Raw genomic sequence first — 12,885 nt, forward strand, 5'->3', positions numbered from 1 at the left:
AGGCTGGCGAACGATGGAATGGGCGTTGATACCTTGGGTTGCCTCGCAGCATGGCCCTATAATCGGGCCACTTTGTTTGTGGAGCCCGTTATGCCGAATCTACGTCTCGCCGATTTGACCGCCGAAATCGAAGCCAATGTGCGCCGTGCGTTGCTCGAGGACATCGGCAGCGGCGACATCACCGCGCAACTGATCCCGGCCGAACGCCTGGCCAAAGCCACCATCATCACTCGTGACGCCGCCGTCATCAGCGGCACGGCTTGGGTCGATGCTGTGTTTCGGCAGCTGGATCCGCGGGTTGCAGTGCACTGGCAGGTAGCCGACGGCGAACGGGTGAAACCCAATCAGGTGTTGTTCCATCTCGAAGGCCCGGCGCGCTCGCTGCTGACGGGTGAACGCAGTGCTCTTAATTTCCTGCAATTGCTGTCCGGCGTGGCCACTCGCGCGCGGTACCTGGCCGATTTCGTCGCCGAGACCCAGGTGAAGTTGCTCGACACCCGCAAAACCCTGCCGGGGCTGCGCCTGGCCCAGAAATACGCCGTGACCTGCGGCGGTTGCCACAATCATCGCATCGGCCTGTATGACGCCTTCCTGATCAAGGAAAACCATATCGCAGCCTGTGGTGGCATTCCTGAGGCTATCGCAGCCGCGCACAAGATCGCCCCGGGCAAACCGGTGGAAATTGAAGTGGAGAGTCTGGAGGAGCTGAAAGAAGCCCTGGCGTCCGGTGCCGACATCATCATGCTCGATGAACTGAGCCTGGATGACATGCGCGAAGCCGTACGACTGAACGCCGGCAAGGCAAAACTGGAGGCTAGCGGTGGTATCAACGAAAGCACGTTGCTGCCAATCGCCGAAACCGGGGTAGATTATATTTCGATTGGTGCGATGACCAAGGATGTGAAGGCTGTAGACCTGTCGATGCGCCTCAGTCTCTGAGGAGCTGTAAGCTACAAGCTACAAGCTACAAGCGGTTTCACTTTGCCTGTAGCTTGCGGCTTGAAGCCTGAAGCTTGTCGCTGTCAAACGACTAGATTATTCATCTCGCAGTACTCTTCCCACTCGACGCCCAATACCTCGGCCGCCTCCTTGTGCAGGGCCAGGCGCGCAGCCTCGAACTCTTCTGGGGTTGAGGTGTACTTGAGCGTCAGCTCCCACGGCTGCAAGCCTTGGGATTCAGCCTCATCCTCGAATGCCCACTGGATCTGGTCTTTCTGATCGTCGGCTGGCAAGTCCTTGATCTCTTCGGCCAACTGAGGCGACTCAAGCAGGTACTTTTTAAGTGCTTCTTCGTTTCTGGCTTCTTGGGTCAATTCTTTAACGGTCATGGCGTTCTCGCTGATCTGGGGAATGGAAGATGGATCTGGATCATCAAGGATCTCTCTGACGCAGAAAAACCGTTTGAAGCCCGGTTTGTCTGGCCTTCAGAACCATTCGGGATCATCTGAAAACTGCTGGGCGATGCTCATGCAGACAACGAATATAGGACGTTTTGTCGATGATTTACACGGGTCTTTACATCTATTCCACAAAAAGCCACGTGCATAAGGTGCGAGAGGCCTTGGGAACATAAGTCGAAATCCCAAGTCATAGCGATGTGCCATATCGGTACTTCACAAGGAACCCCAGTGATGCGCAGTTTTTCGAAGCTTTTGTCTGCCCAGCTTGCGACCGCTACCCTGCTGCTCGGCAGCCTGACATTGGTCGGCACTGCTCAAGCGGCTGTCGAAGTCACCTCTGACCCTGCGTTGTACTCCGACAAAATCTGCGCCCTCCACAATTCATTCGGCAAGGACACGCTCGTCAGAACCAGCATCAGCATCGATGATCTGGAAAGCCTGCAAAAAACGGTGAAGGCCAATGCCACCGAACTGGAAAGCCAGAAGCGCACCATCAGCGAGCAAACCCGTCAGATCGAAGAACTCAAACGCAACAGCGGTTCCAGCTCAAACTCCAGCAGCAAGGAGATTGACGATCTCAAGCGCACGGTCAATGAGCAGGAGCGCGATCTGAACAACCTTGGCAAGCAAGTGGAAGAACTAAAGCGCAACAGCGGCTCCAGCTCAAGCTCGAACAACAGCGAAATCTCCAGTCTCAAACGGGAGATCAGCGATCAGGATCGCGCCATGGATCAGCTCAAACGCACCGTTGAGGATCTGAGCAGAAAGGTGAAATAAGCGAGAGGTGGTGCCCGAGACAGGAATCGAACCTGCGACCTTCGCGTTACGAGTGCGCTGCTCTACCGGCTGAGCTACACGGGCTGTGGGCTAAACCTAGCACTGGCTTCGGGGTCCGGCAACTTGTGGCGAGGGAGCTTGCTCCCGCTCGGCTGCGCAGCAGCCGTAAACCGGTACACGCAGTGGCCTGGCGTAATGCATCAGGGTCGCTTCGCAACCCAGCGGGAGCAAGCTCCCTCGCCACAGTAAGTTCATACTCAGATACTTTCCTGCACACAAAAAAATGCCCCGCCGTTTTCACGGCGGGGCATTTTTTACAGCGTTGAAGCGGTCAGGCGTGGGAGTGATTAAACGCCCGAAGCCTTGGCTGCTGCTACGTCTTTGATGGACAGCTTGATACGGCCGCGGTTGTCCACGTCCAGTACCAGTACTTCCACTTCCTGGCCTTCTTTCAGGATGTCGGTCACTTTCTCAACGCGAGCATCGCTCAGCATCGAGATGTGAACCAGACCGTCCTTGCCCGGCAGGATGTTGACGAATGCGCCGAAGTCGACGATGCGCTCAACCTTACCGACGTAGATCTTGCCGATCTCGGCTTCAGCGGTGATGCCCAGAACGCGTTGACGCGCAGCTTCTGCAGCTTCCTTGGTTTCGCCGAAGATCTTGATCGAACCGTCGTCTTCGATGTCGATCGAAGCCTTGGTTTCTTCACAGATCGCACGAATGGTCGCGCCGCCTTTACCGATGACATCACGGATTTTGTCGGTGTCGATTTTCATCGCGATCATGGTCGGAGCGTTTTCCGACAGCTCGGTACGCGACTGGCCAATGATCTGGTTCATCTGACCGAGGATATTCAGGCGCGCTTCCAGGGCTTGGCCCAGAGCGATTTCCATGATTTCTTCGGTGATGCCCTTGATCTTGATGTCCATCTGCAGCGCGGTAACACCTTTGGCGGTACCCGCTACTTTGAAGTCCATGTCGCCGAGGTGATCTTCGTCGCCCAGGATGTCGGTCAGGACGGCGAATTTCTCGCCTTCTTTAACCAGACCCATGGCGATACCGGCAACCGGCGCCTTCATCGGAACGCCGGCATCCATCAGAGCCAGGGAAGCGCCGCAGACCGAAGCCATGGAGCTCGAACCGTTGGACTCGGTGATTTCCGACACCACACGAATGGTGTACGGGAACACGTCGGCAGCAGGCAGCATCGCCTGAACCGAACGACGGGCCAGACGGCCGTGACCGATTTCGCGACGACCAGCGCCACCCATGCGACCACACTCACCTACCGAGAACGGAGGGAAGTTGTAGTGCAGCATGAACGGGTCTTTTTTCTCGCCTTCCAGGGTGTCCAGCAGCTGTGCGTCACGGGCAGTACCCAGAGTCGCGACTACCAGGGCCTGGGTTTCGCCACGGGTGAACAGTGCCGAACCGTGGGTCTTCGGCAGAACGCCGACTTCGATGTTCAGCGGACGTACGGTCTTGGTGTCGCGACCGTCGATACGTGGCTTGCCGTTAACGATGTTTTCGCGAACGGTGCGGTATTCGATTTCACCGAAAGCCGCTTTGACTTCAGCGGAAGTCGGTTGGCCTTCTTCGCCGGACAGCTTGGCAACCACCTGGTCTTTCAGTTCGCCCAGACGTGCATAACGGTCGGCTTTGACGGTGATGGTGTAAGCCTGGGAGATCGCTTCGCCGAACTCGGCACGGATAGCGCCCAGCAGTGCGGTGGCTTCTGGCTGAGGAGCCCAGGTCCAGGTTGGCTTGGCAGCTTCAGCGGCGAGTTCCTTGACGGCGTTGATCACCACCTGGAACTCGTCGTGCGCAAACAGTACAGCGCCCAGCATCTGGTCTTCGGTCAGCTCTTTAGCTTCCGATTCAACCATCAACACGGCTTCCGAAGTACCGGCAACGACCATGTCCAGGCTCGAAGCTTTCAGCTGTTCGTAAGTAGGGTTCAGCAGGTAACCGGTGCTTTCATGGAACGCAACGCGGGCAGCGCCGATCGGGCCATCGAAAGGAATGCCGGAGATGGCCAGGGCCGCCGAGGTACCGATCATCGCAGCGATGTCCGGATCGGTCTTTTTGCTGGTGGAAACGACGGTGCAGACAACCTGCACTTCGTTCATGAAGCCTTCCGGGAACAGCGGACGGATCGGACGGTCGATCAGTCGGGAAGTCAGGGTTTCTTTCTCGGAAGGACGGCCTTCACGCTTGAAGAAACCGCCAGGGATCTTACCGGCAGCGTAAGTCTTTTCCTGGTAGTGAACGGACAGAGGGAAGAAGCCCTTGCCTGGATCGGCTTGTTTGGCACCGACAACGGTCACCAATACGCTGACGTCGTCGTCAACGGTGACCAATACTGCGCCGGAGGCCTGACGGGCGATACGGCCAGTCTCGAGGGTAACGGTCGACTGACCGAACTGGAATTTTTTGATTACCGGGTTCACGGTGTCCTACCTTCTTTTGTGGCTCTTGGGGAACTTGTCTTCTTGCGAAATTCTTGGGCAATGTCGGGAATCGGCCCAACGCCTGTCCAGGGTAAAACGACTATCCAGATAAAACTTGAGGCTGGGAGCCTGCCATGCGCCAGCGGGAAACCCACTGACGCACGACAGACAACCAACCTCTAGCGCAATCGCTTATTAGCGACGCAGACCCAGGCGACCGATCAGAGCCTGGTAACGGCCCAGATCCTTGCCTTTCAGGTAGTCCAGCAGCTTACGGCGCTGGTTTACCATGCGGATCAGACCACGACGGGAGTGGTGATCTTTACCGTTGGCCTTGAAGTGACCTTGCAGCTTGTTGATGTTGTGGGTCAGCAGTGCAACTTGCACTTCTGGCGAACCAGTGTCACCAACAGCTTGCTGGTAGTCAGCTACGATTTGAGCTTTTTCTTGAACGTCGAGAGCCATGAGGCAATCCTTTTATCAGGAAACTGTTTCAAAGAAACAGCTTCAACAGGCCAGGGACAAATCCCTGTATCTATAAATGAGTAGTGACCGTGCCTGTTAACAGCCACACTCGCCGGCCTGCTGTTACACAGGCCGGTTTCGGTCATTCTGACCGAATCAGTCGACGCGGCGCGATGCGCCCGTCTTCGCTCACTTCACCGATACCGATGAAGCGACCGTTGTGATCCTGTACCCGTACCATGCCGAACTTCGGTGCATCCGGGGCGCGTACCGGTTGGCCGTTAAGCCAGTAGAACGCGCTGTGCTCCGAGAAATGCAACAGTGGCCAGTCCAGCAGGCCGCTGTCCGATGGCATCAGGAAGCGGTCGACCGCTTCGTTGCCGCCTTCGGCATGTACCGCTTCAAGCTCTTCCAGAGTGACGGTCTGTGCAAGCGTGAAAGGCCCGGCCTGGGTACGTCGCAATTCAGCCACGTAAGCGCCACAACCGAGTTGCTCACCGATATCCTCCACCAGGGTGCGGATATAGGTGCCTTTGCTGCAATCCACCGCGAGCCGCGCAGTATCACCCTCAAAGGCCAGTAATTCCAAGCGCGCAATAGTAACAGAACGCGGTTCGCGCTCCACTACTTCGCCTGCGCGGGCCAGCTTGTACAGCGGCTGCCCATCACGCTTGAGCGCGGAGTACATCGGCGGTATCTGACTGATTTGCCCACGAAATTTCGGCAGCACAGCTTCGATATCGGCGCGACCAACGGTCACCGGACGCTCCAGCAAAACTTCACCTTCGGCATCGGCCGTGGTGGTGGTCTTGCCCAGTTGCGCCAGGGTTTCATAACCCTTGTCGGAATCGAGCAGGTATTGCGAGAACTTGGTGGCCTCGCCGAAGCACAACGGCAGCACGCCGGTGGCCAGCGGATCAAGACTGCCGGTGTGCCCGGCCTTCTCGGCATTGAGCAACCAGCGGACCTTCTGCAACGCCGCGTTGGAGGTGAACCCCAGCGGTTTGTCGAGCAGGATGATGCCGCTGACGTTACGACGGATACGTTTGACCTGAGCCACCGATTACTCCTTGGCGTCTTCGGGTTCAGCCGCTACCGGGTGCTGATTGTCTTCAGCCACCGCACGCTCGATCAGGGCCGACAGGTGCGCGCCACGCACGACGCTTTCGTCGTAATGGAAGTGCAACTGCGGAACGCTGCGCAACTTCATTTCGCGAGCCAACTGCATACGCAGGAAACCTGCGGCGGAGTTGAGCACCTTGATGCTTTGCGCGATGTCGTCGCGGCTGTCCTGGCCCATCACGGTGATGAAGATCTTGGCGTGACCGACGTCACGGCTGACTTCAACAGCGGTAATGGTGACCAGGCCGACGCGCGGGTCTTTGACTTCACGACGGATCAGCTGTGCCAGCTCACGCTGCATCTGATCGCCAATACGTTGGGTACGGCTGTATTCTTTTGCCATGTCTTGTTACCTGTTACTGCCCCACGGTGAAACCCGAGGGGTCTGAAAGCGGCAAACGCCCGGCCTGACAAAAGCCAGACCGGGCGTTGCGTTTAGAGTCCGGACGTTGCGCCGCGCATCTGCATGCGGCGGCTCATCGTGGCCCTTGAAGTGCGCGAGTTAGAGGCTGCGAGCAACCTGCACCTTCTCGAAGACTTCGATCTTGTCGCCGACTTTGACGTCGTTGTAGCTCTTCACGCCGATACCGCATTCCATGCCGGCACGTACTTCGGAAGCGTCATCCTTGAAGCGGCGCAGGGATTCCAGCTCGCCTTCGAAGATAACGATGTCTTCACGCAGTACACGGATTGGACGGTTACGGTGAACAACACCTTCGATAACCATGCAACCGGCGATCGCGCCAAACTTCGGCGAACGGAACACGTCACGCACTTCAGCGGTACCCAGGATGTTCTCGCGAACATCGCTGCCCAGCATACCGGTGAGGGCTTTCTTGACGTCTTCGATGATGTCGTAGATCACGTTGTAGTAACGCATATCCAGACCTTCCTGCTCGACGATCTTGCGAGCGCCAGCATCGGCACGCACGTTGAAGCCGAACAGTACAGCGTTGGAAGCCAGTGCCAGGTTGGCGTCGGATTCGGTAATACCACCGACACCGCCACCGACCACACGCACTTGCACTTCGTCGTTACCCAGGCCATTCAAGGCACCGTTCAACGCTTCCAGCGAACCACGGACGTCGGATTTGAGGACGATGTTGAGCGTCTTCTTCTCTTCCTGACCCATGTTCTCGAAGATGTTTTCAAGCTTGCCGGCGTGAGCACGGGCCAGTTTGACTTCGCGGAACTTGCCTTGACGGAACAGAGCCACTTCACGGGCTTTCTTCTCGTCGGCAACCACGCTCATCTCGTCGCCAGCGTCCGGGGTACCGTCCAGGCCGAGAATCTCGACAGGGATGGAAGGACCGGCTTCCTTGATTGGCTTGCCGTTCTCGTCGAGCATGGCGCGAACACGGCCATAGTTCGAACCGACCAGCACCATATCGCCTTGGCGCAGGGTACCGTCTTGAACCAGAACGGTTGCAACCGGGCCACGACCTTTGTCGAGACGCGATTCAACCACGACGCCACGGCCAGGAGCCGAAGGGGTCGCTTTCAGTTCGAGAACTTCAGCTTGCAGCAGAACAGCTTCGAGCAACTCGTCCACGCCAGTACCGACTTTCGCCGAAACCGATACGAACGGGGTGTCGCCGCCCCACTCTTCCGAAGTCACGCCGTGAACCGACAGTTCGCTACGGATGCGATCGAGATCGGCGCCCGGCTTGTCGATTTTGTTCACAGCAACAACCAGCGGAACACCGGCAGCCTTGGCGTGCTGAACGGCTTCAACGGTCTGCGGCATTACGCCGTCGTCCGCTGCAACCACCAGGATCACGATGTCGGTCGCCTTGGCACCACGGGCACGCATGGCGGTAAACGCGGCGTGACCTGGGGTGTCGAGGAAGGTGACCATGCCGCGTTCGGTTTCAACGTGGTACGCACCGATGTGCTGGGTGATACCGCCGGCTTCGCCAGCAGCTACCTTGGCACGACGGATGTAGTCGAGCAGCGAGGTCTTACCGTGGTCAACGTGGCCCATTACGGTCACAACCGGTGCACGGGAGAACGCTTCACCTTCAAACTTCAGGGACTCGGCCAGGGAATCTTCCAGGGCGGTGTCGCTGACCAGGGTCACTTTGTGGCCCAGCTCTTCGGCAACCAGTTGGGCAGTTTCCTGATCCAGTACCTGGTTGATGGTCGCTGGAGTACCCAGTTTGAACATGAACTTGATGATTTCAGCAGCCTTGACCGACATCTGCTGGGCGAGATCGCCAACAGTGATGGTCTCGCCGATCTTCACTTCGCGCACAACAGGGCCGGTTGGGCTCTGGAAACCGTGGGCGTTGCGTTTCTTCAGCTTGGCCTTGCCGCGACCACCACGACGGAAGCCATCGCTTTCTTCGTCGGTAGTACGTGGCGCAACACGTGGAGCAGGCGCTTTTTCCTTGACCGAAGCACGATGCGGAGCGTTTTTGCGCTCGCCATCGCCACTGCCACGACGATTGCTATCGTCGGCACGTGGTTTGTCCGGACGACGCTGTTCGTCGCGTTTGCGAGTGTCGGCCGCAGGTGCTGGTGCAGCTGCAACAACCGGCGCGCTTTCACGCACAGGCTCGGCAACTGCAGCAGGCGCTGCAACGGCGTCGTTAGTAGCGGTTTGCGCAGCAGCAGGCTGGCGACGCGCTTCTTCTTCGGCGCGACGCTTGGCTTCTTCTTCAGCCTTCTGACGTGCAGCATTTTCTACTGCGCGGCGTTCTTCCAGTTCGCGTTTGCGCTCGGCTTCGATTTCTTCCGGGCTGCGTTGTACGAAGACTTTCTTCTTGCGTACTTCAACGCTGATGCTCTTGCTACCAGCAACACGCAGGGTGCTGGTGGTTTTGCGCTGCAATGTAATCTTGCGCGGTTCTTCCACTTTCGCCTTGTGGCTGCTTTTCAAGTGAGTCAGCAAAGACTGCTTCTCACTATCGCTCACACCTTCATCGGCGGCGGTGTGCGGCAGACCTGCCTCACGCATCTGCTGCAACAGGCGCTCTACCGGTGTTTTGACCTCATCGGCCAGTTGTTTCACCGTGACTTGCGTCATGCACTTCTCTCCTCAGGCCGCGCCTAATTACTCGAACCAATGGGCTCGGGCGGCCATGATCAACTTGCCGGCACGATCATCGTCAATGCCGTCGATGTCGAGCAGGTCGTCAATAGACTGCTCGGCCAGGTCTTCGCGGGTAATTACGCCGCGCACCGCCAGTTCCATCGCCAAATCCTTGTCCATACCCTCAAGCGAGAGCAGGTCTTCGGCCGGATGGGCGTCTGCCAGCTTTTCCTCAGTAGCGATGGCTTTAGTCAACAAACGATCCTTGGCGCGAGCGCGAAGCTCGTTGACGGTTTCTTCGTCAAAGCCGTCGATGTTGAGCATTTCTTCCAACGGTACGTAGGCAATCTCTTCCAGGCTGGTAAAGCCTTCATCTACCAGCACCTGTGCCAGGTCTTCGTCGACTTCCAGCTCGTCGATGAAGTTGCGCAGGATGTCGCCGGTTTCTGCTTGCTGCTTAGCCTGGATGTCCGATTCGGTCATCACGTTCAGGGTCCAGCCAGTCAACTGGCTAGCCAGACGCACGTTCTGACCACCGCGACCGATGGCCTGAGCAAGATTGTCTGCGCCAACGGCGATGTCCATTGCATGGGCATCTTCGTCAACAATAATTGCCGCCACTTCAGCCGGCGACATTGCATTGATCACGAACTGCGCCGGGTTATCGTCCCACAGGACGATGTCCACACGCTCGCCGCCCAATTCGCCCGACACTGCCTGAACGCGCGAACCGCGCATACCGATGCAAGCGCCTTGCGGATCAATGCGTTTGTCCTTGGAGCGGACCGCGATCTTGGCGCGCGAACCCGGGTCGCGGGACGCAGCCATTACTTCGATCAGGCCTTCAGCGATTTCCGGCACTTCGATGCGGAACAACTCGATCAGCATTTCCGGCGCGGTACGCGACAGGATCAGCTGAGGGCCGCGGTTCTCGGTGCGGATTTCCTTGAGCAGCGCACGCAGACGCACGCCAACCCGGAAGGTTTCGCGAGAAATGATGTCTTCACGGGCCAGCAACGCTTCAGCGTTATTGCCCAGATCGACGATCACGTTGTCGCGGGTGACTTTCTTCACGGTGCCGGAGATGATTTCTCCCAGGCGCTCGCGATAGGCGTCAACGACTTGAGCACGCTCGGCTTCGCGAACTTTCTGCACGATGACTTGCTTGGCAGTCTGTGCAGCAATGCGGCCGAACTCGATGGATTCGATCTTTTCTTCGACAACGTCACCGACCTTGGCACCAGGATGCGTTTCTGCAACCTTGCTCGGCCAGGTTTCGATGGCCGGATCGTCCAGGTCTGCTTCTTCGACGACCGTCCAGCGACGGAATGTCTCGTAAGCACCGGTGTGGCGATTGATTTCCACACGCAGATCGACTTCGTCCTCGAAACGCTTTTTGGTAGCAGTGGCCAGGGCCAGCTCCAGCGCTTCAAAAATTACGTTTGCCGGTACGCCCTTTTCATTGGATACCGACTCAACAACCAGCAGTACTTCTTTGCTCATCGTACGCCTCGCCTTTCGCAAGCCATTGGATCCGCGGGATCCGCGTCTCAGTCAAAACTGGGAATAATGTTGGCCTTGTCGATCATATCGATCGGCAACAGGAACTCATGGTCTTCAACCTGCACCACAACGTCCTGCTCTTCTACACCGCGCAGAAGGCCCTGAAAGTTGCGCCGACCTTCAAAAGGCGAGCGCAGCTTGATCTTCACTTGTTCACCGGCAAATTTTGCAAACTGCTCAATAGTGAACAGTGGGCGTTCCATGCCAGGCGAGGAAACTTCAAGGGTGTATTCAACGGCGATCGGATCTTCAACATCCAGTACACCGCTGATCTGACGGCTGACGATGGCACAATCGTCCACCAGCACGCCGCCCTCTTTATCAATATAAACGCGCAACATTGAGTGGCGACCTTGAGCCGAAAACTCAATACCCCAGCATTCATAGCCTAGGGCCACGACCACCGGGGCCAGCAAGGCCTGCAACTCTTCTAGCTTGCTCGACACCTGAACCCCCTCGTGCATGTATGTGCATGCTGTGCAAAATAAAAAAATGGGCGAAACGCCCATCCTTGAAACGCCGTTGAACAGCGGCGTTGAAAGTGTCCAGCTAACAAAAAGCCCCTGAAAAGGGGCTCCTTAAACTGGTTGCGGGGGCCGGATTTGAACCGACGACCTTCGGGTTATGAGCCCGACGAGCTACCAGACTGCTCCACCCCGCGACAAAGCTGGGGCGGAAGTATACGACCGATCCCTGACAGGGTCAATGTAACCTTCCACCTACAAGAAAGCCCGCAACAGCGGGCTTTCCTGATAATTGGTACCGAGAAGGGGACTCGAACCCCTACACCCTATGGGCACAACCACCTCAAGGTTGCGTGTCTACCAATTCCACCACCTCGGCAATACTACGCTTGAAACCCTTCTTACTTCTGCTCTTGAGCTGGAGGTACGTCAGTCGCTGGAGTAGCCGACTTTTGCTCTTGAAGCACCGGGACATCATCAGAAGCCGGTTGTTGCTTTGGAACTTCTAACACTGCCGGGTTTGGCAAACCTACTTGAGTCAGCTCATGAGCCTTCTCTTTAGCAAAGTAACCTAACCCCAAGCTGGTTATGAAGAAACCGGCGGCAAGTATAGCAGTAAACTTACTAAGAAAGGTAGAGGAACCTTGGCTTCCGAACACAGTATTTGAAGCACCTGCTCCGAAAGACGCGCCAGCATCCGCACCTTTACCCTGCTGCAGCAAAACCAGAGCAACTACGCCCAATGCACCCAGCAGATGAAAAACGACTACGACTGTTTCCAGCATTTTTTCAGTTTCCCGCGGCGCGACAAATCGCACCGAACTCATCTGCATTCAGGGAAGCCCCACCAATGAGCCCCCCATCGATATCCGGCATGCCGAACAGTTCGACCGCATTGGCCGCCTTCACGCTGCCGCCGTATAGAAGCCGCACACCTTGCGCGACCTCAGAATTCTCTGCCGCCAACTGAGCGCGAATGGCTGCGTGCACATCCTGCGCCTGTTGCGGCGAAGCAGTCAGTCCGGTGCCAATGGCCCAGACCGGCTCGTAAGCGATTACTGCCTTTGCAAAGACACCTACACCCAGCTCCTCAATGATACCGCCAAGCTGACACCCGACAACATCAAGAGTTTTTCCAGCTTCGCGCTCTTCAAGGGTCTCCCCTACGCACAACACCGGAATCAAGCCACATGCCTGCGCCGCCGCGAACTTGCGAATCAGCATTCCGTCCTGCTCGCCCATTATCTGGCGGCGCTCGGAGTGCCCGACAAGCACCAGGGAACAACCTGCATCCACCAACTGACTCGGCGCAACTTCACCGGTCAATGCACCTTGCATGGATTCCACTGCAGAATTCTGCGCGCCGACCGAAATCGACTTGCCTTTCAAGCCATCAATCACTTGATTGATATGCAAGCAAGGCGGGAATACCGCGACATCAACACCGCTTGGCAAGGCCAGATGACTAAGGCCATTGATCAGCTCAGCGACGCTGGCGCGGGTACCGTGCATCTTCCAGTTACCAGCTACCATAGGGCGACGCATGCTGTACCTCGTCGGTCAAAGTGGGCGCAGATGTTACCCAACACAATCATGGCTGGCAAGCC

General features: G+C 57.2%; 12 protein-coding genes and 3 tRNA genes. 2 read left to right on the top strand and 13 right to left on the bottom strand.

Annotated elements, in window-relative coordinates; genetic code table 11:
- The first annotated feature begins 90 nt into the window (after nucleotides 1–90).
- Nucleotides 91–939, top strand: coding sequence for a carboxylating nicotinate-nucleotide diphosphorylase (gene nadC / locus PMI18_RS15565; protein WP_007900451.1), 849 nt, complete (start codon nucleotides 91–93; stop codon nucleotides 937–939).
- Nucleotides 940–1,022: 83 nt separating this feature from the next.
- On the opposite strand, the gene PMI18_RS15560 is transcribed toward nadC, so the two are convergent.
- Entirely contained in the window at nucleotides 1,023–1,328 is a 306-nt protein-coding gene (locus PMI18_RS15560; protein WP_007900453.1) for a DUF6388 family protein, read from the bottom strand.
- Nucleotides 1,329–1,631: 303 nt separating this feature from the next.
- On the opposite strand from PMI18_RS15560, the gene PMI18_RS15555 reads away from it, so the two are divergent.
- The gene (locus PMI18_RS15555) at nucleotides 1,632–2,177 is read left to right on the top strand and encodes a hypothetical protein (RefSeq protein WP_007900456.1); all 546 of its coding nucleotides are present in this window, start codon (nucleotides 1,632–1,634) and stop codon (nucleotides 2,175–2,177) included.
- 8 nt (nucleotides 2,178–2,185) lie between these two features.
- On the opposite strand, the gene PMI18_RS0129535 is transcribed toward PMI18_RS15555, so the two are convergent.
- The 12 genes from PMI18_RS0129535 to tpiA form a co-directional block, all read right to left on the bottom strand.
- Nucleotides 2,186–2,261 (bottom strand) — tRNA-Thr (locus PMI18_RS0129535).
- A 263-nt stretch (nucleotides 2,262–2,524) separates the two neighbouring features.
- Nucleotides 2,525–4,630 carry a polyribonucleotide nucleotidyltransferase gene (gene pnp / locus PMI18_RS15550; RefSeq protein ID WP_007900459.1) on the bottom strand — a complete coding sequence of 702 codons (2,106 nt, stop codon included), beginning with the start codon at nucleotides 4,628–4,630 and terminating at the stop codon, nucleotides 2,525–2,527.
- 195 nt (nucleotides 4,631–4,825) lie between these two features.
- Entirely contained in the window at nucleotides 4,826–5,095 is a 270-nt protein-coding gene (gene rpsO, locus PMI18_RS0129540; RefSeq protein ID WP_003176135.1) for a 30S ribosomal protein S15, read from the bottom strand.
- A gap of 142 nt (nucleotides 5,096–5,237) precedes the next feature.
- A complete protein-coding gene (truB, locus tag PMI18_RS15545; RefSeq protein WP_007900465.1) occupies nucleotides 5,238–6,155 on the bottom strand; it encodes a tRNA pseudouridine(55) synthase TruB in 918 nt (305 codons plus the stop codon).
- Between the two features lie 3 nt (nucleotides 6,156–6,158).
- Nucleotides 6,159–6,560 carry a 30S ribosome-binding factor RbfA gene (gene rbfA, locus PMI18_RS15540; protein WP_007900467.1) on the bottom strand — a complete coding sequence of 134 codons (402 nt, stop codon included), beginning with the start codon at nucleotides 6,558–6,560 and terminating at the stop codon, nucleotides 6,159–6,161.
- Nucleotides 6,561–6,719: 159 nt separating this feature from the next.
- Nucleotides 6,720–9,245: a translation initiation factor IF-2 gene (gene infB / locus PMI18_RS15535; protein ID WP_007900470.1), complete on the bottom strand. Its 2,526-nt coding sequence runs from the start codon at nucleotides 9,243–9,245 to the stop codon at nucleotides 6,720–6,722.
- A gap of 27 nt (nucleotides 9,246–9,272) precedes the next feature.
- Nucleotides 9,273–10,754, bottom strand: coding sequence for a transcription termination factor NusA (gene nusA, locus PMI18_RS15530; RefSeq protein ID WP_007900474.1), 1,482 nt, complete (start codon nucleotides 10,752–10,754; stop codon nucleotides 9,273–9,275).
- A gap of 47 nt (nucleotides 10,755–10,801) precedes the next feature.
- On the bottom strand, nucleotides 10,802–11,260 hold the full coding sequence (gene rimP / locus PMI18_RS15525; protein ID WP_010463487.1) for a ribosome maturation factor RimP: 459 nt from the start codon (nucleotides 11,258–11,260) through the stop codon (nucleotides 10,802–10,804).
- A gap of 138 nt (nucleotides 11,261–11,398) precedes the next feature.
- A tRNA-Met gene (locus PMI18_RS15520) sits at nucleotides 11,399–11,475 on the bottom strand.
- 96 nt (nucleotides 11,476–11,571) lie between these two features.
- Nucleotides 11,572–11,657: transfer RNA gene (locus PMI18_RS15515), tRNA-Leu, on the bottom strand.
- A gap of 22 nt (nucleotides 11,658–11,679) precedes the next feature.
- Nucleotides 11,680–12,063: a preprotein translocase subunit SecG gene (gene secG / locus PMI18_RS0129545; RefSeq protein ID WP_030128079.1), complete on the bottom strand. Its 384-nt coding sequence runs from the start codon at nucleotides 12,061–12,063 to the stop codon at nucleotides 11,680–11,682.
- 4 nt (nucleotides 12,064–12,067) lie between these two features.
- Nucleotides 12,068–12,823, bottom strand: coding sequence for a triose-phosphate isomerase (gene tpiA / locus PMI18_RS15510; protein ID WP_007900488.1), 756 nt, complete (start codon nucleotides 12,821–12,823; stop codon nucleotides 12,068–12,070).
- Nucleotides 12,824–12,885: the final 62 nt, after the last annotated feature.

Source organism: Pseudomonas sp. GM102, from assembly GCF_000282555.1.
Lineage (GTDB): Bacteria > Pseudomonadota > Gammaproteobacteria > Pseudomonadales > Pseudomonadaceae > Aquipseudomonas.